At 64.5% G+C, this 22,607-nt stretch carries 20 protein-coding genes; 7 read left to right on the top strand and 13 right to left on the bottom strand.

The window, feature by feature from the left end; all coding sequences use genetic code 11:
* The first annotated feature begins 154 nt into the window (after positions 1-154).
* The gene (locus tag ACI3K3_RS05225) at positions 155-760 is read left to right on the top strand and encodes a YidH family protein (protein ID WP_404912565.1); all 606 of its coding nucleotides are present in this window, start codon (positions 155-157) and stop codon (positions 758-760) included.
* Between the two features lie 20 nt (positions 761-780).
* Here the strand turns inward: ACI3K3_RS05225 and ACI3K3_RS05220 are convergent, their stop codons facing one another.
* Positions 781-1,971 carry a BamA/TamA family outer membrane protein gene (locus ACI3K3_RS05220; protein WP_404912561.1) on the bottom strand — a complete coding sequence of 397 codons (1,191 nt, stop codon included), beginning with the start codon at positions 1,969-1,971 and terminating at the stop codon, positions 781-783.
* Positions 1,972-2,020: 49 nt separating this feature from the next.
* Positions 2,021-3,031, bottom strand: coding sequence for a transporter (locus ACI3K3_RS05215; RefSeq protein ID WP_404912560.1), 1,011 nt, complete (start codon positions 3,029-3,031; stop codon positions 2,021-2,023).
* A gap of 216 nt (positions 3,032-3,247) precedes the next feature.
* Here ACI3K3_RS05215 and ACI3K3_RS05210 point away from each other — a divergent pair, with 216 nt between their 5' ends.
* Together ACI3K3_RS05210 and ACI3K3_RS05205 are read left to right on the top strand one after the other, a co-directional pair.
* A complete protein-coding gene (locus ACI3K3_RS05210) occupies positions 3,248-4,780 on the top strand; it encodes an arylsulfatase (RefSeq protein ID WP_404912559.1) in 1,533 nt (510 codons plus the stop codon).
* Entirely contained in the window at positions 4,780-5,649 is an 870-nt protein-coding gene (locus ACI3K3_RS05205; RefSeq protein WP_404912558.1) for an acid phosphatase, read from the top strand. Before ACI3K3_RS05210 ends, ACI3K3_RS05205 begins: the two co-directional genes overlap by 1 nt.
* A gap of 11 nt (positions 5,650-5,660) precedes the next feature.
* On the opposite strand, the gene ligD is transcribed toward ACI3K3_RS05205, so the two are convergent.
* From ligD to ACI3K3_RS05170, 7 genes are all read right to left on the bottom strand, one after another.
* Entirely contained in the window at positions 5,661-8,195 is a 2,535-nt protein-coding gene (gene ligD, locus ACI3K3_RS05200; protein ID WP_404912557.1) for a DNA ligase D, read from the bottom strand.
* Between the two features lie 36 nt (positions 8,196-8,231).
* Positions 8,232-8,729, bottom strand: coding sequence for an MgtC/SapB family protein (locus tag ACI3K3_RS05195; RefSeq protein WP_404912555.1), 498 nt, complete (start codon positions 8,727-8,729; stop codon positions 8,232-8,234).
* Between the two features lie 3 nt (positions 8,730-8,732).
* Positions 8,733-9,719, bottom strand: a complete 987-nt coding sequence (locus ACI3K3_RS05190; protein WP_404912554.1) for a Ku protein — start codon at positions 9,717-9,719, stop codon at positions 8,733-8,735.
* 63 nt (positions 9,720-9,782) lie between these two features.
* A complete protein-coding gene (locus ACI3K3_RS05185) occupies positions 9,783-10,094 on the bottom strand; it encodes a hypothetical protein (protein WP_404912553.1) in 312 nt (103 codons plus the stop codon).
* Positions 10,095-10,221: 127 nt separating this feature from the next.
* Positions 10,222-10,506, bottom strand: coding sequence for a DUF3325 domain-containing protein (locus tag ACI3K3_RS05180; protein ID WP_404912551.1), 285 nt, complete (start codon positions 10,504-10,506; stop codon positions 10,222-10,224).
* Positions 10,503-12,062: a PepSY-associated TM helix domain-containing protein gene (locus tag ACI3K3_RS05175; protein ID WP_404912550.1), complete on the bottom strand. Its 1,560-nt coding sequence runs from the start codon at positions 12,060-12,062 to the stop codon at positions 10,503-10,505. Before ACI3K3_RS05175 ends, ACI3K3_RS05180 begins: the two co-directional genes overlap by 4 nt.
* Complete coding sequence (locus tag ACI3K3_RS05170) at positions 12,059-12,397, bottom strand: hypothetical protein (protein ID WP_404912549.1); 339 nt, start codon at positions 12,395-12,397, stop codon at positions 12,059-12,061. The genes ACI3K3_RS05175 and ACI3K3_RS05170 overlap by 4 nt, the downstream gene beginning before the upstream one ends.
* 277 nt (positions 12,398-12,674) lie before the next feature.
* Between ACI3K3_RS05170 and ACI3K3_RS05165 the strand changes: the two genes are divergently transcribed.
* From ACI3K3_RS05165 to ACI3K3_RS05150, 4 genes are all read left to right on the top strand, one after another.
* Positions 12,675-13,190: an RNA polymerase sigma factor gene (locus ACI3K3_RS05165; RefSeq protein WP_404912548.1), complete on the top strand. Its 516-nt coding sequence runs from the start codon at positions 12,675-12,677 to the stop codon at positions 13,188-13,190.
* Positions 13,187-14,158, top strand: a complete 972-nt coding sequence (locus tag ACI3K3_RS05160) for a FecR family protein (RefSeq protein WP_404912547.1) — start codon at positions 13,187-13,189, stop codon at positions 14,156-14,158. The genes ACI3K3_RS05165 and ACI3K3_RS05160 overlap by 4 nt, the downstream gene beginning before the upstream one ends.
* A 112-nt stretch (positions 14,159-14,270) precedes the next feature.
* Positions 14,271-17,483, top strand: coding sequence for a TonB-dependent receptor (locus ACI3K3_RS05155; RefSeq protein WP_404912546.1), 3,213 nt, complete (start codon positions 14,271-14,273; stop codon positions 17,481-17,483).
* 11 nt (positions 17,484-17,494) lie between these two features.
* Positions 17,495-18,769, top strand: a complete 1,275-nt coding sequence (locus ACI3K3_RS05150; RefSeq protein WP_404912545.1) for a fibronectin type III domain-containing protein — start codon at positions 17,495-17,497, stop codon at positions 18,767-18,769.
* Between the two features lie 82 nt (positions 18,770-18,851).
* On the opposite strand, the gene ACI3K3_RS05145 is transcribed toward ACI3K3_RS05150, so the two are convergent.
* From ACI3K3_RS05145 to ACI3K3_RS05130, 4 genes are all read right to left on the bottom strand, one after another.
* Positions 18,852-19,895, bottom strand: a complete 1,044-nt coding sequence (locus ACI3K3_RS05145) for a tyrosine-protein phosphatase (RefSeq protein WP_404912544.1) — start codon at positions 19,893-19,895, stop codon at positions 18,852-18,854.
* Positions 19,896-20,107: 212 nt separating this feature from the next.
* Positions 20,108-20,515 carry a DoxX family protein gene (locus tag ACI3K3_RS05140; RefSeq protein WP_404912543.1) on the bottom strand — a complete coding sequence of 136 codons (408 nt, stop codon included), beginning with the start codon at positions 20,513-20,515 and terminating at the stop codon, positions 20,108-20,110.
* 306 nt (positions 20,516-20,821) lie between these two features.
* Positions 20,822-21,328, bottom strand: coding sequence for a helix-turn-helix domain-containing protein (locus ACI3K3_RS05135; RefSeq protein WP_404912542.1), 507 nt, complete (start codon positions 21,326-21,328; stop codon positions 20,822-20,824).
* A 238-nt stretch (positions 21,329-21,566) separates the two neighbouring features.
* Positions 21,567-22,496 (bottom strand): LysR family transcriptional regulator, encoded by a 930-nt coding sequence (locus ACI3K3_RS05130; protein ID WP_404912541.1) that lies wholly within the window; start codon positions 22,494-22,496, stop codon positions 21,567-21,569.
* Positions 22,497-22,607: the final 111 nt, after the last annotated feature.

Here is a 22,607-nt window from a genome sequence, read left to right as displayed (position 1 = left end):
ACGCGGTGGTGAGCGCCGTGCTGGCCAACTTCCCGCCGCCCACAGGAGCCGCGAAGTGACGACTGCCCCGTTCAAGGATGGGCGGGGCGAGAACGGGCCGAATGAGAGCGGGCCGAATGAGAGCGGGGAGGGCATTACGCCTCGCCCGGAGCGCATGGACTTGCCTGCCGTCCCGGAACTGCCCGATGTCGCCGGGGTGGCGGCCGATGAGGCCTCCACCCGGTTTTCCCGGTTCCGCAGCAACCTCTCGCGCTTTCGCACCAACCTGTCGGAGCACCGCACCGACCTCTCCGAGTTCCGCACCGACCTCTCGCAGCACCGCACGGATCTTTCCGAGAACCGGACCGAGATGTCGATGCGGCGCACCGGCATGTCGTTCCACCGGACGCGGATGAGCGCCGATCGCACGCTGATGTCGGAAATCCGCACGGCCCTGTCGCTGATCGGCTTCGGCTTCACGATCTACCAGGCTTTCGCCAAGCTGCACGAAGCGGGCGTGATCGGCCGCAGCCAGACGCCGCGCAACTTCGGCGTGGCGCTGATCGTGCTCGGCATAGTGCTGCTGGTCGGCGGCATCGCTCGCCACGGCCAGTTCGCACTGGAGCTTCGCGCCAACCGCAAGGCCATGACCGAGGACGGCCTGATCCACGGCGAGACGGTATTTCCGGTGTCGCTGACGCTGGTGGTGGCCGTGCTGCTGCTCATGCTCGGCCTGGCCGCCGTGGCGGGCATCGTCTTCAACATTTCGGGGATGAACTGAGTTAATTCTCAAGCAGCTCCTCAGAACACCTCGCCGATGCCGAAATAGATCGCCTGGGAGTCCCGTCCCATTGCGATGTCTAGGCGCAAGTTGGTACCTGTCGCGGGGGAGGCCTTGTAGCGAAGCCCCATCCCGACCGAGGGAAGGAACTTGCCGTCGTCCAGATCGCCGAGGCTGCCGGCGATCGTGCCTACCCCGCCGAACAGAACCGCGCCAAATCTTTCGCTCAATTGCTGGCGCCACTCGACTTGCGCGGTGGCCATGGCGCGATCGCGGTAGCGGCCCATTTCGTAGCCGCGCAAGTCACCGCCCTGGCCGTACATGCACAAGTCGTAGAACGGAGCGCCTTTGGATACGGCGCAGACCCCGCTGTGGATCGCCAGGGTGCCGCTGGACGTCACCGGGAAGTAGGCATTGGCGGAAAGCTGCCAGGTGTCGTACGAAAAGTCGCTGCCCAGCGCGTCCATGTTGAAGATGCCGACAAGCGTGACGTTGACGCCCTTGCGAGGGGAAAACTGGTTGTCGCGGCTGTCGAAAGTCACCGAAGGGCCGATGCCGGAGGTCTTGCTGTCCAGCAGGTTGCCGGGCAGGTTGAGGTCCGGAAACAACGGATTTTCGCGCTTGATGCGGGAGTTCACATCCATGAAACGGTAACGCGCGCCGAAATAGAGGTTCTTCGCGATCTCGTACTGGCCTTCCGCCAGGATCATCGTTCCCCGGTCTTCCAGGTCCACCGAAATGTCGCGGTCCCCGGCGTTCGCGCCGATGCCGTAGAAGTTCATGTTGATGTCCGCATAGCCGCCGAACAGCAGCACCTTGAAGCGGTCTTCATCAAGCGCCATGCTGTGGACCGCGCCGGCGCCCCAGCTCTTGTTGGTGGTGTAGAACGCGCCGCCGCCGGTCACCCAGGGCTGCTTGGAGCCATTCGGGTTATAGAACAGCACCCCCGCCAGGGTTATTCCCGCCCCGATCGTCGGGTTCGACATCGGGATGGGCACCACCAGGAGGTCCGGCTTCATTTTCTTGTCGGCGCCGCTCGGCTTTGCAGCTTCTTCATCGCTGCCTTTTCCGTCCGCCGAAAGGGCGGTCGTCGCCGTTACGGTGTCAGTGGCGATCTGTTGGACCGGTCGTTCCTGGGCCTGCGCGGCGAGGGGGGCGAGCAGCGCCAGCAGGGGAGAGGCAACGGCGATCGTGCGTTCCGACAGGAACATGTTCGGCTCTCCTCTCGCATCAAGGCATGGATCCGAAAAACCAGTGGCGTCAGTTCCCGGCGGCGGCAGGCGGGAACACCTTGAGCGGCAGGCTGAGGCTGATCATGCCGGACGTTCCCTCGGTCCGGCGCCGCGCATCGAATTCCTGGAACACGCGCACCCGCACGGAAGCCGGGCTTCTCCCGAGGACCAGATTGTAGGCCGCCGTGGCCCCGATAGCGGCGACCCTGCCCTTGTTGGGGCCAAGCACGGCGCCTTCGCCGGTGTCTCCGCTGATCTGGTTATAATAGTAGCCGAGGACCCCGGCGGAGAACTTCTTCGAGAACGTCTTCTCGGCCGCGGCCTCGATATGGAGGTCGTTGCCGGAGTTGTACTGGGTGGCCTTGTTGAGGCCGTTGAAGGTCACCCCGGCCTTGGCGCTGATATCCCATCCGGAATCGGTGTCATGCCAGCTTGCCGCCAGCGACGCGTCTCCCGCCCAGCGGTGGAACGAAATGTTGGCCAGTTCTCCTTCGCGATAATGGCCGACCGGAATGTTCACGAAGCCGCTGGCCTGGAGGTGGAACTTGTCCCACTTCCATCCGAGCGAGGCGTTGGCGAGGGGATCGCCGATCGTCAGGGTGTTGTCGCTGCGGGAGCGGACGATCGATTGCCCTCCCGGTCCCTCGACCGCCACCGAGGCGTTCACGAAGGGCGCCGCAATCGGCAAGGTTCCTCCGATCGCCAGCGTACCGCCCAGGAAGTTGGTGGAAGGAACCCAGACCAGCGTGGTGAACTGCGCCGCGATGAAGGTATCCAGACCCAGCGCGACATTGCCGCCGACGACCAGGCTCTTGTCCGCGTCGATGTCGCCGCCGTAGAAATACATGGTGTCGTCGATGAAGAAGCCTTCGATCGGAGGCTGCACTGCGGTCGCTGGACCGCCCGATCCCAGCAGGTAGATGCTGGCGCCGCCTTCCGAAGCCGATGCCGTCTGGCTGCCGATGCCCGTGCCTGCGGCAAGGCCACAAGCAAGAGCGAAGAACCTCCACGGAGAGTGCCGAGAATGAGCGCGGGCCATGCTTCCTCCTGACGTCTGACAGGCGGAAGAGTGCGACAGGTGGTCGGTCGGCTGAATCGGGAATTACCCCCGGATTGCAGGAAGCATGTCCGGTGGCCGATCAATAGTTCAAAACACCTCGGGACAATAGCGGTGCCCCGCTCCGGGCAAACCCCAATGGTCGAATCGTCCCCGCTTGCAGACCATCCCGGCAACTTTTGCGAAAGGATGCCGACCATGCCGAGCAAGAAGCCGAACATTCTCGTGATCTGGGGCGACGATATCGGGATCAGCAACCTGAGTTGCTATACGGACGGGTTGATGGGTTATCGCACCCCCAACATCGACCGGATCGCCAAGGAAGGCATGAAGTTCACCGACAGCTACGGCGAACAGAGCTGCACGGCCGGACGTTCCTCCTTCATCACCGGACAGAGCGTGCTGCGAACGGGCCTTTCCAAGGTGGGCATCCCCGCCGCGCCGATCGGCATGAACGAGGAGATCGTCACCATCGCCGCGCTGCTCAAGGAACAGGGCTACGCCACCGGGCAGTTCGGCAAGAACCACCTGGGCGATCTCAACCACATGCTGCCGACCAACCACGGCTTCGACGAGTTCTTCGGAAATCTCTATCACCTCAATGCCGAGGAAGAGCCGGAGATGGACGACTATCCCAAGGATCCCAAGTTCAAGGCGCGCTTCGGTCCGCGCGGGGTGATCCATAGCTGGGCAACCGACAAGGACGATCCCACCGAGCACGAACGCTGGGGCAAGGTCGGCAAGCAGAAGATCGAGGATACCGGGCCGCTCACCAAGAAGCGCATGGAGACTTGCGACGACGAGTTCGTGGAAGCCGCCATCGACTTCATCAAGCGGCAGGAAGCCGACGACAAGCCGTGGTTCGTCTGGCTCAACACCACGCACATGCACATGTTCACGCACCCCAAGCCCGAGAACAAGGGGCAGGCGGGCCGCTGGCAGTCCGACTATCACGACACCATGATCGATCATGACAAGAACGTCGGCCAACTGCTCGACATGCTCGACGAGCAGGGCATCGCGAACGACACTTTCGTGATGTATTCGACCGACAACGGACCGCATCGCAATAGCTGGCCGGACGGCGGCATGACGCCCTTCCGCAGCGAGAAGAACACCAACTGGGAAGGCGCATTCCGCATTCCGCTGCTGGTCCGCTGGCCCGAGCAGGTCGAAGCCGGATCGGTTTCCAACGGCATCGTCCAGCATCACGATTGGCTGCCGACCTTCCTGGAGATGGCCGGCGCGCCCGATATCGTGGACAAGCTCAAGAAAGGGCACCAGGCGATCGGGCGCACTTACAAGAACCATATCGACGGAATGAGCCTGCTCGGCCACATCACCGGCAAGGAAGAAAAAAGCCCCCGCAACTTCTTCTTCTACATCAGTGACGATGGCGACATTCTGGCCATGCGCTACGACAACTGGAAGCTCGTCTTCCTCGAACAGCGGTGTCAGGGCACCATGCAGGTCTGGGCCGAACCCTTCACGCGGCTGCGGTTGCCGAAACTCTTCAACCTGCGGACCGACCCGTACGAATTCGCGGATGTCACCTCGAATACCTACTACGACTGGTTCCTGCACAACGCCTACTTCATCTATGCCGCCCAGGCGGGTGCGGCCCTGTTCGCGGAGACGTTCAAGGAATTCCCGCCGGTACAGCGCCCGAACAGCTTCACCATCGACGACGCCATATCCAAGATGGCCGACGCCGGCGCCGGTTCCAGCTGATGTCGAAGGGGCGCCATCTCGTGCTCCTTTCCGCCCTTGGTGCCGCCGCCGTGATCGTCACGGCGGCGGCCCAGGTGCCCGGCCCGGTATCGGGTCAGGAGCCTGCAGAATCCGCCGCTGCCGCAGCGGTGCCGAGCATCTCCACGAAACTGCCGCCCGGCATGCCCAAGGGCTACCTTCAGCTTGCGCAATTGCCTGACAGCCTTGCCCTGTTACCCCCGCCGCCCGCTGCCGGATCGGCTGCCTTTGCGCGGGACGAGGAAGTGAGCAAGGCCATGGCCCGGCCGGTCGGTAGCCCCCGCTTCGTGCAGGCTACCAGCGACGCCGATCTCAAGCCTCCCCATAGTTTCGGCGCTTTCGCCTGCGCGGCCGGCGTCACCCCGGACGCCAAGCGGACTCCGGCGCTCTACCGCGTCCTGGGCAAGGCCATGATCGACATCGGACTGTCGACCTACAAGGCGAAGGACCACTATCGCCGGGTGCGGCCTTTCGTGGCCCATGGCGACAGTACCTGCTCGCCGCAGGACGAAGCCGTATTGCGCACAGACGGTTCCTATCCCTCGGGACACAGCGCGCTCGGCTGGGGCTGGGCGCTGATCCTTGCCGAACTGGTCCCCGACAGGGCCGACGCCGTGCTGCGGCGCGGGCGCGATTTCGGAGACAGCCGGCTGGTCTGCAATGTCCATTGGGCCAGCGATGTCGATGCCGGTCGGCTGATGGCCTCGGCCACCGTGGCCCGGCTCCATGGTGACAGCGCGTTCCGAGCCGATCTGGATGCGGCGCGCGCGGAGCTGGCAAAGATCGGGGCATCCCAGGCGCCGACAGAGCCCGCTTGCCGGAAGGAGGCGACCGGCTTGCTGCTGCAATAATCCGTCGGGGCCTAAAACTCGGGAAGCTGTTGCTCCGCGAAACCCCATCCGCGCAAGTCGGCGGCACGATCGATCAGTTCCTGGGCGGCGTCGATCGAGAAGGGGTGGGCGTCCTTCATCTCGTCCAGTTCGTCCCACGAAACGGGTATCGCCACCGGTGCACCGGGCCGGGCGCGGGCGGAGTAGGGCAGGACGGCGGTGCTGCCGCGCTGGTTGCGCAGCCAGTCGATGAAGATCTTGCCCTTGCGCTTCGCCTTGCTCATCGTCGCCACGAAACGGTCGGGCTCGGCGGTGCTCAGCGCCTGTGCGAAGCGATGGGCGAAGTCCTTGTGCGCTTCCCAATCGTGGCCCGGAGACAAGGGCACCACGACATGGACGCCCTTTCCGCCCGACAGCATGGCAAAGCTGATCAGGCCGATGTCGGACAGTTGACGGCGCAAGTCCTGCGCGGCGCGGCGGCAATCCGCGAAATCCAGCCCTTCGTCGGGATCGAGATCGAAGATCATGCGGTCCGGCAGTTCCACGGCGTCCGCGCGCGACGCCCAGCCATGGAACTCGATGGTGCCCATCTGGACGCAGGCAACCAGCCCCTCGGCGTCGTTGAGGTAGAGGTAGTCCTCGCTGCCGCCGTCCTTCTCGCGGATGGGAACGTGGAAGACGTGCGGCCCGAACGATCCGCTGTCGTGCTTCTGGAAGAAGCATTTGCGGGCACGGCCTTGCGGACAGCGCACGAGGCTGATCGGACGGTTGGCGGCGAAGGGCAGCATGAGCGGCGCAATGGCGGCATAGTAGTCCGCCAACTGGCCCTTGGTCTGGCCGCTTTCCGGAAAGATCACACGCTCGCGGCTGGACACCGCCACGTCGATCTGCACTTTCGGGGCGCGTTTGGGCATTTCCGGCACAACCTCTTTAGCGGGTTTGTCGCCGCGCAGGCCGAGGAAGCTGGCATGGCGCACGCGGCCCTCCGCGGTGAATTCGGCGAAGGCCACTTCGACAACGAGTTTCGGCGTGACCCAGCTCGCCCCGGGTGCCTCCGCGCCATCCACCTCGGCGGGGGCGGCCTTGCGCGCGAGCGGAGCGAGGCGTTCGGCCATTTCCTTCAGCGTGTCGCCGTCGAACCCCGTTCCCACCTTGCCGCGATAGACCAGTTTGCCGTCCTCGTGCTGCGCCAGCAGCAGCGAAGAGAACGGCCGACCCTTCGCCCGCGAACGGCTCCAGCCGATCACCACGAATTCCTGCCTGCGGGTGCATTTCACCTTGACCCAGTTTCGCGTGCGCCGTCCGGAGTAGGGCGCATCGATGCGCTTGGCGATCACGCCTTCCTGACCCGCCCGGCACATGGCTTCGAAAAGCTTCTCCCCGGCGCCGATCACATGGTCGGCAACGAAAAGAGGCGGTGCAGCATCCGCGAGCAGCGCTTCGAGCCGCTCCTTGCGCTCGATGTTGGGTAACGAGGCGAGGTCTCGCCCATCGACTTCCAGCAAGTCGAATGCGTGGAACTCGAAGGCGTCGCCGGGCTTCTGGCTGCCGTGTCCCCGCTTCAGCACGGCCTGCAGGCTGGAGAAGTTCGGATTGCCGTCAGGGCCGCGGGCGACGATCTCGCCGTCGATCAGGCAAGCGGGCAGGTCCAGCGCGGCGATCGTCTCCACCAGGGGCGCGAACTTGTCGCTCCAGTCCAGACCGCTGCGGGTATGGATGCGCACTTGATCGCCCGCTACCGCCGCAAGCGCGCGATAGCCGTCGAACTTGATCTCGTGCATCCACAAGTTGCCGTCCGGCACCGCATCGACGAGGGTGGCAAGCTGAAGGCTGCGGAATTTCGGCGGTGCCGCCTTGCGACGCGTGGCGGACGTGTTTTGCGCCCCCTTCGCCCTCTTCTTCGCTGCGCCGGAGTTGTGCCGCGCCGCCTCTTCCATGGCGGCCGTGAAAGCCTTCCCCTTCTTGCCCGCGAGGGGCTGCGTGCCCTGCTTGTCCGCCGCGATTTCGGCCATCGTCCGGCCGGTCAGCACGCTCGTCAGGCCCTCGTCCACAAGCCTGTCGCCCGAAACCTCGTGGGCATCGCTGACTTTTCGCAGCAGCCAGTTCTCGCGCTTTTCGCCCGGCCGTCCCTTCATCCGCACAAGCAGCCATTCGCCCTTCATCCGCTCTCCCTGGAGCGTGAAATGAAGGTGGCCTTCATCGAGATCCTTTACGCTCTTGCCGGCGATCGGCGCCCAGGTGCCCTCATCCCAGAGCATGACGGTGCCGCCGCCGTACTCGCCTTGCGGAATGCCTCCTTCGAAACGGCCGTAGGAGAGGGGGTGATCTTCGGTGCGGACGGCCAGGCGCTTGTCGTCGGGATCGGCGCTCGGCCCCCTGGTCACTGCCCAGGATTTCAGGACGCCGTCCACTTCCAAGCGGAAGTCCCAGTGAAGCCGCCGCGCGGCGTGCTTCTGGACGACGAAGCGATTGCCGGTATCGCTGCTCTGGCGCTTGCCCGCAGGTTCCGCCGTCTTTCCGAAATCGCGCTTGCGGTTGTATTCGGCAAGCGGGCCAGCCCTGCTCATCCCTGAGACTCCTTGCTCATCGCCGGGACTCCGTGCTCATCGCTCACGCTCCTCGGGCCCGGTTTCGCGGTCGGCCGGATGAATCCGGTTCCAGCGCTTTTCCACGAAATGTAGCATCGTCACCATGACCAGGCTGACCACCAGCCCGATCACCACCAGCGGCCATTGCCCGGCGCCGCAGGCGATGCCGATGATCGCCGTCAGCCAGATGTTCGCGGCGGTAGTAAGGTTCCGCAGGCGTCCGCGAGAGAAGACGATCAGCCCGGCGCCGATGAAGCCTACGAAAGCCCCGGTGGCCTCGAAGATGCGCAGGGGATCCATGCGCGGCCCATCCAGCTGTAGGTAAAGGCCGATGATGGAGGTCGTCATCGTTGCCGACGCGACGCAGACGAGGCCATGAGTGCGCAGCCCGGCCGGATGGCCATGCCATTCGCGGTCGAGCCCCAGCAGCAGGCCTACGATAGCTGCCGCGGCAAGCCGCAGCAGGACTTCGGAATCGATCGTATGCAGGGGGACTGCGGGATTGAGCTCCATGGCTCAGGCGCGCTTGCGGGAGCGGGACGGAGCTTCGGCGGCCTTCTTCGCGGGAGGCTTCTTGGCCGCCGCGCTTTTCCCGGCAGGCTTGTCGTCCGCTTTTGGCGCAGACTTCCTGCTTGCGGTTTTCGGGGCCGAAGCCTTCTTCGCGGGCGCCTTGCGAGCAGTGTTCTTAGCTGGAGCGGCCGTCCGGCTGCCGCTTTCGCCCACCGACTTCTTCAGCGCCGCCATCAGATCGATCACGTTACTGCGGCCGCCGCCGGAGGGCTCCTCCACGTCTTCCAAGACGCGCTTGTTGCTCTTAGACTTGGCCTTCTTATCGATCAGGCGGTGAAGCGCGTCGATATAGCGATCGTGGAACTCGGCCGGGTGGAAGGGCGCGCTCTTCTTCTCGATCAGCGTGGTGGCAAGGTCGAGCAGGTCGGCGTCCGGCGCTTCGTCGCCGATCTCGCGGAAATAGCCCTGGGCCTTGTGGACCTCGTCAGCGTAGCGCAGCACTTCCATCACCAGCCCCCGCCCGCAAGGCTTGATCGAGACGAGCTGCTCGCGCCCGCGCACTGCCAGTTGGCCAAGGCCGACCTTGCGGCTCTGGCGCAAGGCTTCCCGCAGGACGATGTAGGCTTCTTCGGCCAGGTCGTCAGTCGGGACGATGAAGTAGGGCTTTTCGTAATAGAGGACGTCGATGTCGCCGGCGTCGACGAACTGGACCAGTTCCAGCGTCTTGCGGCTCTCGATCTTGACGGCTTCGATCTCCTCCTCGTCGAGCAGCACGTAGTTGCCCTTGGAGATTTCGTAGCCCTTTATGATCTCGTCGCGATCGACCGGCCCGACGCCCGGCGCCACCTTTTCATAGCGAATGCGCTTGCCGCTGGGCTCATGAATCTGGTGGAAGGAGATCGCGGCGCCGGACTTAGTGGCCGGGTAGACCTCGATCGGAATGGATACCAGGGCCAGCCTGATCTGTCCTTGCCAGTACGCGCGTGCCGCCATGACCCGTTCCTCCTCGCGCAGGAGAAAGGCACGGGCCTCGGGCTTGGTTCCCGGCGGGAGCGGTCAGCCGACCACGATGGCGCTGATGCGGTGGAAGAAGGGGTGATGCGGCGTGGCGCCATGGGCGACCTGGGTGAACATGCCGTCGCCCAGGCTAGGCAGCTTCGATTCGACCCCGCAGACTTCCTCGCCTCCGCGCACGTCGATATGCGCATGCAATTTGCCGTCGAACTCCAGCCCCACGTCCACCGCCTGCGGGAACTCGGCGCGGAGCACCTCCAGCACGCGATTCAGACGGTCGGTCAGGGACTCTTCTGGGGAGGGCTGGGAAAGCGAGGAACCGTCGATCGAGTAGAGGGATGCATCCTTGCGCATGGGCGCCTCCTTGGAAAATCGCGAAGAGCGGTGCTGTTCGGCAAGCAGCTTACCTGTTTTCCCGTAACAGGGAACACGCAGTTTCCTCGGTCCGGCGCAAACCGCACGATCGGCAGTTATTGAAGGCCTATCGCTTCCGAGAAGGGGCGGTCTTCCCGCACAGCCAGGCGACGTTGAGCCAGGCGCCCATGGTCAGCTGTCCGGCCCAGGCGACCAGGGCATAGCCAAATCCAAAGGCCGCCGTATCGATGGCGAGGATCAGGGCCACAAGGGTCCAGCCTATCGCGCGTGCCAGCCCGGTTTCGCGTTGGCCCAGCGCGCGGCCGGCGAGATCCCGCTGGTGACGCTTCATGGACAGGGCGAGGGCGGCAAAGGCGCCGATCGCCAGAAGGACGCAGAGCAGGTGGATCATACCGCTACCGCCTCCTGCGGTTTACGCCGAAGGGGCCTGGGGCCTTCCGCGCGCTTGCGGGCGGCGCGGCGCGCGCCTTTGGCGAAGCCGGCGGCCAGGACCAGCATCACCAGATCGAACGATACGAACAGCCAGTCGCCCGCCAGCAGGCTCATCGGCAGACCGCGCGCGGTGGTGAAGCCGTTCACCAAGGGGACCGCTGCGAAGAGCGCGGCGGTAAGCCCCAGCATTTCGGGCCAGGCGCGGGCCGAAGGACGTACCAGTGCCCAGGCCAATACCGCGAGCCAGGCGAGGAACAGGCTGTCGATCTCGTGGTCGGCGCGGTCCGCAAGCCCCAGCGGCAGCAGGCGGTTCGCCAGGAAATAGGTGGCGATACCGGCCGGGAAACCGGCGATGGTGGCGATGTTGAGCTTCTCGACCAGGCGGAAGCCGAAATGCGGGCGGCTGGGATCGGGCAGCTTCGTCCGGCGCTTCACCGTCCACAGCACGAGGCCGCTGCCGACCATGATCGTGCCGCCGAGTCCCGACAGGAAATAGAGCCAGCGCAGGCCGTATTCGGCGTAGCGACCGGCATGGAGACCGATCATCACGCTTTCCGTAGCGAGCGCGGGGCCCTTGGCCATGCTTTCGCTCAGGGGCTGGCCGGTGACGCCGTTGAACGATACTTCCTCGCCCCGCGAACCGATACCGCCTTCGGGAGCGCGGGTTATGGCGATCGTGGCGTTGGCGTCTCCGGGATTGGTGACGCGCACATAGCCGACGCGCTTGCCGTTCCAATGCGCCGAGGCCGACTGCATGATCGGGCCCAGTGCCGCCAGCGGCGCGACTTCGCCGCTGCGCGCCACGTCTTCGCTCTTGCCGAAGACGGCTTCCTGATAGGTCGAGCGCTCGGCGTAGTTGGCGGCGACGCCCCAGGGCATGTACATGATCGCCAGCGTGACCAGCCCGGTGAAGGTGATCATCAGGTGGAAGGGCAGGGCGATCACCGCCGTCACGTTATGCGCGTCCAGCCAGGAGCGCTGGCCCTTATTGAAGCGGAGCATGAAGAAGTCGGCGAAGATCTTCTTGTGGGTGATGATCCCGGACAGGATCGCCACCAGCATGAACATCGCCGCCACGCCCACGAGATAGCGGGCCCAGAGCACCGGCATGTAATGCAGGTCGAAGTGGAAGCGATAGAGGAAGAAACCGCCGCGCGTCTCGCGGGCGGAGACTTCCTTGCCGGACTGGTCCAGCACGGCGCTCGTCTCGCCGCGTTTGCCGCGGGAGCCGTCGCCGGGCTGCCAGAAGACCTGGGTAGTGGCGCTGCGGCTGTTGGGGGGCGAGATATACCAGCTTGCGGCATCCGGCGCGGCGCGCTGGAGGAAGCGGACGGCGCCTTCCGCCGAGGTGACCGGATCGGCCTCGCCCGTGACTTCGGGCTGCATCCAGCGGGTGATCTCGTCCTGGAAATAGGCCGAAGTGCCGGAAGCGAACATGGCGAACAGCAGCCAGCCGAGCAGCAGGCCCGTCCAGGTGTGGAGCAGCGCCATCGATTGGCGCAGACCTTCCTTCACAGCCGACCTCCCGTGCCGAGTGAAATCCAGAGAATACCGCCACTGACGGCCGAGATCACGGCGAGCCAGAGCCACAGCCGCGCAATCGAGCGCAGGCCGAAGGCGAAAAGCGCGATCGTGGCGAAGATTGCGAAGGAAAGCAGCATCGCGGTGACGCTGGCTTCGGCTGGATTGACGGCAAGGCCATGCGCCAGAAGCCGGGCGAGGCAGGCCGTCAACAGCGACGTCACCAGATAGTTCGCCGGCACGGCCGCGACGATACGCGCGGTGACGTTCCAGCGGCCGATCCCGCTCCGCGCTTTCCCTGACTTGGCGGCACTACTGGCCATGCTCATTCACCCCTGAGAGCAAGATATTGCAAATCACTCGCAAAAATCGCCGGTAAATTCGAGGCGGCCCGGAGTCAATGGAGAACACTGTTTGCAGCACCGGGGGGAGCACTCCGGCAGGCTGACACGCGCCGCGGCCGCCTTTTTCGGGTGCGGCGGGAACGCGGCATTCTCGTGGTGTTTCCCAAGCTTCCTCAAACCGTCACGGATCGCGCCTAGGGCGCCCTGCGCCGGACAAGAGACGGCGGGGCGCAAGGCGATAAAAAACGTGCTTTCTAATGCCATGGATCGGCCGGCGGCTTCGCCGCAGGACTGGAACGACGTGAGGGCCACGCTCCTGCGCTACTTGCGCGCGCGGGGCGCCGCGCCGGATATTGCCGACGATGTTGCGCAGGAAACGCTTGCGCGCTTGATTGCTATGAGCCAGACGCAACAGATCGGCAGTCTTTTCGCACTGGCGTTCAGGATCGCGGACAACCTGATCGTCGATGCGAAACGCCGGGAGTTTCGCCAAGGCGGGGAAGTAAACGAGGAATGGGAAAGCGATGATCCCTCGCTGGACAGGATCCTCGATTCGCGCCGCGCGCTGGACGTGCTCTCGCGCTGCCTGCGGCGAATGCCACCGCTACGCAGGGAAGTTCTCATTCGCAGACGCCTGAATCAGGAAAGCTGCCGTGCCATCGGCCAGGATCTTTCGATGACCGCGAAGGCGGTCGAGAAGCATATCACGCGCGGCCTGCTGGACTTGCGCGGCGCGCTCGAACGGGCGGGAGTCGATTTCTCGGTGCTCGGCGAATGAACGCGCAACATCAGGAATTCGACGCGATCGACCGCCAGGCCGCGCAGTGGGTGGACAGGATGAACCGTCCGCTCCACGACGCCGAAGTGGCGGCCGAATTCGACCGCTGGATCATGCAGGATCCGCGCAACGTGGAAAGCTATGCGCGGATGCAGGCGATCTGGCAGTCCGGCGGCTTGCAGAACGCTCTTGAAGGCGCCGAAGCGGGGGACGATTTCGGCCTGTCGCACGATGCCGAGGCACCCGGCTGGGCGGCCCAGGCGTGGAAGCAGTTCGCGGCTTTCGCGGCGGTGGCGCTTTGCCTTGTGGTGCTCGTCTCCATCGGCGCCCGCGCGATGGTCAGCGAATCGAGTTATGTCGCGGCGCGGGGCATATCGCGCGAGACGGTCCTGCCAGACGGGTCGAAAGTGCGGATGAGCGGCGGCACCAGGATGAACGTGCGCATCACGCCCTGGTCGCGCGAAGTGGCGCTCCTCAGCGGCGAAGCCTTCTTCGACGTGGCGCACGAGAAGCTCCGTACGTTCTCGGTGGACACCGGCAAGTCCAGCGTGACGGTGCTGGGCACTGCATTCGACATCGATCTGGTGGACGCGGAGACGCGCGTGGTGCGGGTCTACCGAGGGCTTGTCAGCGTCGATGCCGGCGCGGGGCGGCGTTGGCGGCTTCCCGCAGGCAACGGCATCGAGGTCGGCGGCGATCGCGTGCGCAGCCTGGGCGAGGTTCGCGGCGATCACCCCGGATGGATCGACGGCTGGTTCGATGCTGACGACACTTCGATCCAACAACTGGTGCAGCGCCTCAATCGCGGATCGAGTCTGCCGGTCGTGATGGCCGATCCGGGCCTGGGCAACCTGCTGGTGACAGGCCGGTTTCAGACCTCCGACCCTGAATTGGTGCTGGAGGCTCTGGCGGCTATCCACGACCTTCACTGGCGCAAGGAACAGGCCCGCTACGTCCTGTCACGATAAGAGTGTCATCAGAATTACTTGATAACGACATGAAAATGTAAGAAAAAATATTTGTCGGGATCGGCCGGGTGCGCGCGTCTTCCCCCCGAATGCCTAATCCAACGGGGGATCTATGTTTCGTTCGAGTAAAGCCCTGGCGCGGGTTTCCGCGCTGGCCATAGCGCTGGCAACGGTCGGGGGCGGCCTTGCCACGCCGGCGGCGCAGGCCGCGACCGCGCAATATACCTTTACCATTCCGGCGCAGGATCTGGGGCGTGCGCTCCAGGAGTTCTCCCGCGTCACGGGCATGCAGGTGGCGGCGGCGCCGGATGCGGTGCGGGGGCGCCGCAGTGCTGCCGTTTCCGGCAAGATGAGCGCGCAGCAGGCGCTGTCGCAATTGGTGCGCGGGGCCAATGTCGATACGCGGGTGAGCGGAGGAACCGTGATCCTAAAGGCACGCGCGGCCGCCAGGCCGCGCCCGGCAGCCGCGACTGCCGCGCCGCGTCGGGCCGCGCCGGTTGCCGCAGCCGTCGCGGCTGAAGATCCTGCCGGGGGCGGAGACAGCGAGATCGTCGTCACCGGCTATATCGAAGCGGTCCAGCGCTCGCTCGACATCAAGCGCAAGAACGACACCGTTTCCGATACCGTCAGCGCCGACGACATGGGCAAGCTGCCCGCCAACAACGTCTCCGAAGCGCTGGCCCGCCTGCCCGGCGTCAATGCCGTGCGCAGCCCGACCACGGGCGAAGGCGACCGCATCACCGTGCGCGGGCTCTCCACGGAGTTGAACAACTATTCGATCAACGGCGTGCGGCTTGGCGGCGCCGGGTCGCGGGACAACAACTTCTATCGCGGCGTGCGCCTTTCGGTCCTGCCGCCCGACGGCATCAAGCAGATCACCGTCTACAAGACCCTGACGCCCGACCGCGACGGTGATGCGCTGGGCGGCTCGGTGGACATCTCCACGCCCACGGCCTTCGACCAGACGCCCACGTACGCGCGTCTCTCGGTCGAGGGCGGCATGCTGGACAAGTACGATCATCGCAAGTCCGGCCAGGTTTCGGGCGCGCTTTCGCGTCAGTTCAACGAGCATTTCGGCATCTACGTCTCGGGCAACTGGAGCCGCCGCAAGTCGCAGTTCGAGCAGAACGGCGTCGACGGCGACAACCAGCCGGACACATGGTACGACAACAGCGAGACGCTGGGCTGGGATCCCAACCGCTTCGTCATGCGCGGCATGAACCTGGGCTTCGGCGAGACCGACGTGAAGCGCTGGGGCGCCAATACCAGCATCGACTACCGCTCGGACGACCACGATTTCCATTTTCGCGGGCAGTACAACAAGTACCGCAAGGACGAATTCCTCAACCGCCTGAACTTCCGCAACGATACGTCCAAGAACTCGGCCCGCCTCTCGCAGGTGGACACCGACGATACCACGTTGCTCCAGCCCGACGACAACGTGACCGGCTATGATGCGAAGCTCGGCCGTATCTATGGCTACACCGCAGGCCAGATCGTGGACCGCGACGGCGACGGGCTGATCACCGACGCCGACCGTTCGACGCGTTCGTTCTACAGCCTCAACGGTGGCTCCGGCACCTGGGATCCACAGGGCTTCCGCCTGCGCCGGTTCTGGGAGGGCTCGCGCGAGACGGGCAGCCTCGCTTCGGCCAACCTCGGCGGCGTTTCGCGTCTTGGCGAAGTGACGGTGGACTACGACGTGTCCTACTCGCAGTCGGAAGACAATCTGGACGACGGCTACACCCTGGAATTCCGCAGCGACAAGTACGGCTGGCTGGGCAACCAGGGCGTGCTGTTCAGCAGCAGCGAGGATTCGCGCTTCCCCAAGTGGCTGCTCAACTCCGCCGGCCTGGCTGCCGTCCAGGATCCGTCGCAGTACGACTTCAGCAGCCTCGAAGGCGAAGTGGGCGGCAGCAGCGAGAAGCTGTGGCAGGCGCAGTTCAACCTCGAATGGAAGCCGGTCGATTCCTGGCTGGAATCGTTCAAGACCGGCGCCAAGTTCTACAACTCGCGCCGCCGCACTTATCAGGGCTCGTTCCTGAACCTGGAGGCAGACGGCACGCTGGCGGACTTTTCCGAGTTCTATGGCAAGGACGTGAACAGCCTGTTCGGGGGCGCCTATAGCGGCCTCTATCGGCTGGGAACGACGATCGACAATCGCAAGATGCTGGCCGAACTCCAGCGCGCCGGGGACGGTGAAAGCGAAATATTCGAAGGTTTCGCGGTCGATCCCAGCCAGGCCGAACTCTCGAACGAGGACAGCTTCCGCTTCGAGGAGCGCGTGATCTCCGCCTATGCCATGGGCACCGCGCGTTTCGGCCGGGCGCAAGTGATCGCGGGCGTGCGCATGGAAGCCACGCGCAACACGATTGACGCCTGGAACATGGACCTGATCCAGGGCGAACGCTTCGTTTCGGACAAATCCAGCTTCGTCAACGTGCTGCCTTCGGTCCACGTCAACTACGAACTGGACGACCGCACCAAGCTGCGCGGTGCCGTCTGGACCAGCTTCGCCCGTCCCGACATCGCCCGCATGAGCTCGGCGCGCGAGTATGGATACGATGTCGACCCAGATGGCGACGGCGAGGAAAACCCGATCTCACAGTGGGTGCTGACTTCGATCGCGCAGGGCAACCCGAACCTGAAGCCGATGCGTTCGCTTAACCTCGACATGTCGCTGGAGCACTATGCCGGGCGCACCGGCGCCTATTCGGTGGCGCTCTACTACAAGCATATCACCAACTTCCTGTTCCGCTCCTCCTCCAGCAATATCCGCGACGGAACGCTGGGCGAGAACGTCGATCCGGCGGGCGTGGCGATCTCCATGCCCAACAACGGCAAGACCGCGGAAGTCTACGGCATGGAAATCAGCGGCCAGCAGCTGCTGCACTGGCTGCCCGGCATTCTCGGCTCGCTGGGCGTGGGGGGCAACCTGACCTTGCAGCGCTCCAGGGCCGTGACGGGGCTTACCTGGCATCCGGACGGCTACAAGCTGCCGCTGATGGAAACGCCCGAGACGATCGCCAACCTGCAAGTGTTCTGGGAGCGCAAGGGCTGGGAAATCTACGGCGCGTGGAACTATCAGTCGAGATTCCTCGGCGGCATCCAGGACTTCGGCAACAATCCCTACGAGCAGGCCTATAGCTTCGTGGACCTGACCTTCCGCAAGACCTTCCTGAAGAAGTCCTCGGTCCAGCTTCAGGTCCAGAACCTCTTCGACTCGCACACCTATTGGGAAACCGTGTCCTCCGGGACGGGGGCAAGCCGCGCCTACATCAAGAACGGTCGCAGCGTGACGCTCGGCCTGAACCTGATCTTCTGAGGATCGCCGCAATGAAGACCAAGACACTTATCCTGCTGGGAGCGCTGGCCACGTGCCTGCCGCTCCCGGCAATCGCCGCCGATGCGCCGGCTGCGCAGCAGGAACCGCTGGCGCCCGCCACGGTCCGGCCTGAACGCGTGATCCTTAACCTCACCGCCGACCCGGCGACCGAAATGGCCGTGACCTGGCGCTCGGCGCCGGGCCTTGTGGGACAGGTCCAGTATGCGAAGGCGACGAATAGCCCCGACTTCGTGAAGGCGCCGCTGTCCGTGGCGGCGAAGACCGACGACGCCACCCTTGCGGTGCGTGAAGACCCGGCTTTTCGCGCCGCCTATCACTCGGCGGTGCTGACCGGCCTCGAACCGGACACCGTCTATGCCTACCGCGTCGGTGACGGTACGCAGTGGTCGGAATGGTTCCAGTTCCGCACGGCCGCGCGCGAGGCCAAGCCGTTCCGCTTCATCTACATGGGCGACATGCAGAACCAGGTCCTGTCGGAAGCCTCGCGCACCTTGCGCATGGCCTTCCGCCAAGCGGGCGACGCGGCTTTCACGATCCACGCCGGAGACCTGATCAACCGGCATGACAGCGACGCGGAGTGGGGCGAATGGTTCGCTTCGGGCGGCTTCCTCTATGCCCAGACGCCGCAGATGCCGACGCCGGGAAACCACGAATACGTGCGGGACGAGGCGGCGCGCGCGGGATCGTCGATCAACGGCCAGTGGCGCCGCCAGTTCACTTTGCCCGAGAACGGCCCGGCCGATGTCCCGGCCAGCCGGGAAACCAGCTGGTACACCGACTATCAGGGCCTGCGCCTGATCTCGATCGATTCGATGCAGGTCGATCGTGACGAGACCGCCCGCAAGGCTATCGTGAAGTGGCTGGACGGCCTGCTGGCGAAGAACCCGAACCGCTGGACGGTCCTGTTCCTGCACTTCCCGCTGTTCTCCAGCGAGCCGGGGCGCGACAATCCGAAGGTGCGCGCGGCGCTGAAACCCCTGATCGACAAGTACCATGTCGATCTCGTGCTCCAGGGCCACGATCACGGCTATGCGCGCGGCGCCATCGGCAAGGACGGCCCTGCCGCCGACGATGCCGGCACGACTTATGCCGTCTCGGTCGCCGGGCCGAAGATGTACGATGTCGGCAGCCTGCCCTGGGCGCGCAAGTCGGCCTCGCGCACGCAGGCCTATCAGGTGATCGACGTCAGCCAGGGCGAACTCAGCTATCGCGCCTATACCGCCACGGGCGAGCCACTCGACGCGGTAACCTTGCGCAAGCCCTGACAGTGAAAAGGCCGGAGCGAGGGGCATCGCTCCGGCCTTCATTGGGCCACCTTCGAATAGCGACCTGAAGGGCGGCTTTGCCTTAATCAAGCATAGTCTGGCGCAGCTTGGCGATATCGGCGTCGGTCAGGCCGACCTTCTGCTTCAGGTAGCCTTCCGATCCGCCATACTGCTGGTCGAGATAGGTGAAGAACTGCGCGAGGTGCGAGGCACCGCCCTTGGTATAGAGCGGCTCGGCCTTCGGCGGCTGCCCGTCGGCGCGCGCGGCATAATACTTGAGAATGGGGTTGTTCGGGTAGTCGGCGGGATCGACCTTGGGCATCTCCCACTGCGGGCGGCGCAGCTCGGTGGAGCGATGGTAGTCCTTCAGGATCGTTTCGCGATCGACGCCCAGCACGTCGTAGATCAGGGCCGTGGCGATGCCGGTGCGGTCCTGCCCCGCCGAGCAGTGATAGACCACCGCGCCCTCGTTCGCGAGCAGGCGGTTGAACAGGGCGCGAAACTGCGGGACGAGCATCAGCTCCATGCCCTTGTACATGTTCTCGCCGCCGCTCTTGGCCATGTCCTTGAACAGGGGCTTGATCGAATAGTCGTTGGCGAGGAACAGCGCGCCGGTGCGGTCGTCCAGCATGTCGGGCGCGACTTCGCGTTCTTCGATCGAGCGGAGATCCACCACCGCGCCAAGGTCGAGCTGGCCCAGCAGCGCATAGTCGGCATCGGTCAGCAAGGGCATCGCGCCCGAACGGAACGCCTTGTCCCACTTCACCGTGCGGCCATCCTTGGTGACGTAGCCGCCGATGTCGCGGAAATTGCTGCCCTGCTGAAGCGGCAGTACGCGCTCGGCCACCACGGTGGTCTTGCCGTTCTTTCCCTTGAGGATGACGTAGCGCCGCTCATTGGCCGGGATCGGCAGCTTCAGCGCGGCGGCCGTACTGGCAGTCGCGACGCGCTGGTCGCCTTTGTCCAGCACGGGATCGCTGCTGATCCATACGCCGACCGGGGCGTTTTCCATGCGCGCAAGCTCCACCGTTGCATCGTCCAGACGGGTGAGCGTTGCCAGTTCACGCGCCATGGCGGGCGTGGCGGTGAGCGCCGCGAGAAGGACGATGGGAGCGAGCTTGCGCATGTGGCGGTATCCTTGATGAAACTGACGTTCGGGCGGTTAAAACGGATGTATGTATCCTTTGTGACAGTCGCCCAGTCAATTAAACTCGATTTTATCGTGATCAGGATCGCCGTGGTGAATTTTGTAGAACGAATGTATCTGTTTCCGGAGATGTACGAAAAAAGGGCCGCCTTTCGGCAGCCCTTCGTTGTTTCCGGTCTGAGAAGGCGTGCTCAGTCGCGGCCTTTGCCGAAGGCGACGATCTGGAGCAGGCCGCCCGCCATTGCCACGTTCTTGAAGAAATGGATGAACTGGTTCTGGTCGCCCAGTTGCGCGTGGAAGAAGACTGCCGTCGACAGGCTGAACAGGGCCAGCACGGCCGCGACGCTGCGCAGGCGATAGCCGGAGATCAGCAGTGCGCCGCCGACCACTTCCACCGCGACGGCACCGGCCAGGGCGACAGCGGGAAGGGGGAGCCCGACAGAGGCGATATAGGCCATCGTCCCGGCAGGGTCGGAGATCTTGGAAAGGCCGCTAAGGATGAAGATGGCGGCAATCAGGATGCGACCGGCCAGGGGCAGGAAGCGGACGAGACCCTTGTCGGCGGCGATCGGGGCAACATTCAGAGTAGCGGTGTTCATGACGATTTCCTTGCTCGAAAGAGGGGCTCGGTTGGTCACGAACCCTCGATGTCCAAGGATTTGCCGCAGAAACTGACCTTCAAAAATCCCGATAAATTCACCGCAAACGTTCGAAAAAACGGAAAAGCACCGGACGGAAGGAAGGGGGGACTGGCGGCTTGGCGGGGGAGGGAATCCGCCAGTCCCCAAGTAAGTCCGGCCGCGCCGAAACGCGCCGAACGTGGTCCCGGCTCGATGGTCGGCGGGCTCTCGATATTCAGATAGAGGCACGGCACGGGCGAGCCGCTGCCGCGCGTTTCGTTCGCTTCAGGCCGCGCGCGGCCGCCATCGGGTGCGCCAGGCCTTCGGGGTGCTGCCCACGATCCGACGGAACAGCCGGGTCAGATGCGCCTGGTCGGTCAAGCCGCAGGTGCAGGCGATTTCGGAAAGCGTATCCTCGGTATGCAGCATGAGGCTTTGCGCGCGGCGGATGCGCTGGCGAATGACGTAGGCATGCGGAGGCTCGCCGACGCTGGTCTTGAAGGCACGGCAGAAATGCCCGGTGCTCAGCCGCGCAACGGTGGCGAGATCGTAGCAGGGCAGTGCGTGGCCTAGATTTTCATCGATGTGTCGGATGACCTTGCGCAGTTGCCATCCCGCCAGGCCCCCTCTTGCGGATACCTCTTGTTCCTGCGCGGCATGGGGCGTTCCCGGCAGGAGCGGCGCATTTGTGCATGGCGAGCGGGATGAAGGCGGCGATGAGATGGCGGTATAAGTATGGTCGGGAACCTGACCCGTATTCGTTGTTGTCGTGCTCAACGCGTCATGAAGCATGATCAACTCTCCAAACCGTCGACTGATTCGACCGAGGGATCGAACCAGTCGCGACACTGGTGAAAATCGCGATGTCGGGGTTTGTCGCATAGTAATTGGCTGTGACAAACCGATTCTTCATTCGATTCGAGATAACACATCAATGCGGTATGAAGATTGCAGTCATGCTTCTGCGTAAGGGGAATGGATTTTTACTATAAGCGAGAGCGGAATTCCTGTTCTCGTCATCGCCATCGGATCAGATATCGGGAAGTTCGCCCAGGCCGGTGTCGAGCGCGCATTGGGCCACGAACTTGTCGAGCAGCCAGGCCGCGGCGGGGCCGGGAGGGGTGTCGCGCCGCCAGATGCCGCCGAAACGGTAGATGCCGCCGGGGTGATCCGGCATGGAGAGACGGATGAGCGTGCCGGAAACCAGGTCGGCCTCGATCATCGGCAGCGGCATGTTGCCCCAGCCGATCCCCTGCCGCAGCAGGGCGTGCTTGGCGCCAAGGTCGGCAAGGCGCCAGGTCTTCGGGCTCATGACCGAGAAGTCCTTGCCCTCGGTGAAGCGCGAACGGTCGCTTAGCACCAGCTGCGTATATTCGCGCCCCGCGCCGGGCGGGATTAGGTCCATGCGGCCCAGCGGATGGTCGGGGGCGGCCACCGGCACCATCGCCACCGAGCCCACGGATACGCTTTCCAGCCCCCCCACGCCCGCGAACAGAGGGCCGGAGAGCCCGACCACGGCGGTCCCGTCGAGCACCATGGATGTGATCGCGCCCAGCGCTTCGACATGGAGGCGAAGCTGGACGGTTGGAAACTCGGCCGCGAAGGCGCGCAGGATCACGCCGAGGCGCTCGGCCGGGAACATGACGTCCACCGCCAGATCGACTTCGGCCTCGAGTCCGTCAAGCAAGCCTTTCACTTTGGCGCGCAACCCGTCGATGCCTTCCGCGACGCCGCGCGCTTCGGACAGCACGGCGCGGCCCGCCGTCGTCAGCTGCGGCTTGCGTGTGCCCTCGCGCTCGAACAGCATGACGCCAAGCTGGGCTTCGAGGTTGGCGATGCCATAGCTGATGACCGATACCGCGCGATTCAGCTTGCGCCCGGCAGCGGCGAAACTGCCGGTATCGACGATGGCCAGGAAGATGCGCAGCTGGTCCAGTGTCGGCGTACCGGGGTTACTCACTTTTCAATCTCCTCGAACAGTCAGGTCGATTTTATCCCTCTGAACTTGAAATGATCCCAGGTCTATATGGGTTTCAACAGGACGGCACCTTACCCCGCCGCCCCCGGAGAC

The sequence above is a fragment of the Novosphingobium sp. ZW T3_23 genome, from assembly GCF_044987305.1.
Taxonomy (GTDB): domain Bacteria; phylum Pseudomonadota; class Alphaproteobacteria; order Sphingomonadales; family Sphingomonadaceae; genus Novosphingobium.
The sequence above is the reverse complement of the archived record's forward strand: the minus strand, read 5'-3'. Positions and strand labels throughout refer to the sequence as shown.

Coding starts and splice junctions, on each gene's coding strand:
- ACI3K3_RS05160 (WP_404912547.1), top strand. CDS start 13,187: ATGAACGCGCAACATCAGGAATTCGACGCGATCGACCGCCAGGCCGCG.
- ACI3K3_RS05195 (WP_404912555.1), bottom strand. CDS start 8,729: ATGGAGCTCAATCCCGCAGTCCCCCTGCATACGATCGATTCCGAAGTC.
- ligD (WP_404912557.1), bottom strand. CDS start 8,195: ATGAGCAGGGCTGGCCCGCTTGCCGAATACAACCGCAAGCGCGATTTC.
- ACI3K3_RS05170 (WP_404912549.1), bottom strand. CDS start 12,397: ATGAGCATGGCCAGTAGTGCCGCCAAGTCAGGGAAAGCGCGGAGCGGG.
- ACI3K3_RS05165 (WP_404912548.1), top strand. CDS start 12,675: ATGGATCGGCCGGCGGCTTCGCCGCAGGACTGGAACGACGTGAGGGCC.
- ACI3K3_RS05225 (WP_404912565.1), top strand. CDS start 155: ATGGACTTGCCTGCCGTCCCGGAACTGCCCGATGTCGCCGGGGTGGCG.
- ACI3K3_RS05140 (WP_404912543.1), bottom strand. CDS start 20,515: ATGAACACCGCTACTCTGAATGTTGCCCCGATCGCCGCCGACAAGGGT.
- ACI3K3_RS05215 (WP_404912560.1), bottom strand. CDS start 3,031: ATGGCCCGCGCTCATTCTCGGCACTCTCCGTGGAGGTTCTTCGCTCTT.
- ACI3K3_RS05210 (WP_404912559.1), top strand. CDS start 3,248: ATGCCGAGCAAGAAGCCGAACATTCTCGTGATCTGGGGCGACGATATC.
- ACI3K3_RS05145 (WP_404912544.1), bottom strand. CDS start 19,895: ATGCGCAAGCTCGCTCCCATCGTCCTTCTCGCGGCGCTCACCGCCACG.
- ACI3K3_RS05180 (WP_404912551.1), bottom strand. CDS start 10,506: ATGATCCACCTGCTCTGCGTCCTTCTGGCGATCGGCGCCTTTGCCGCC.
- ACI3K3_RS05185 (WP_404912553.1), bottom strand. CDS start 10,094: ATGCGCAAGGATGCATCCCTCTACTCGATCGACGGTTCCTCGCTTTCC.
- ACI3K3_RS05205 (WP_404912558.1), top strand. CDS start 4,780: ATGTCGAAGGGGCGCCATCTCGTGCTCCTTTCCGCCCTTGGTGCCGCC.
- ACI3K3_RS05220 (WP_404912561.1), bottom strand. CDS start 1,971: ATGTTCCTGTCGGAACGCACGATCGCCGTTGCCTCTCCCCTGCTGGCG.
- ACI3K3_RS05150 (WP_404912545.1), top strand. CDS start 17,495: ATGAAGACCAAGACACTTATCCTGCTGGGAGCGCTGGCCACGTGCCTG.
- ACI3K3_RS05190 (WP_404912554.1), bottom strand. CDS start 9,719: ATGGCGGCACGCGCGTACTGGCAAGGACAGATCAGGCTGGCCCTGGTA.
- ACI3K3_RS05135 (WP_404912542.1), bottom strand. CDS start 21,328: ATGCTTCATGACGCGTTGAGCACGACAACAACGAATACGGGTCAGGTT.
- ACI3K3_RS05155 (WP_404912546.1), top strand. CDS start 14,271: ATGTTTCGTTCGAGTAAAGCCCTGGCGCGGGTTTCCGCGCTGGCCATA.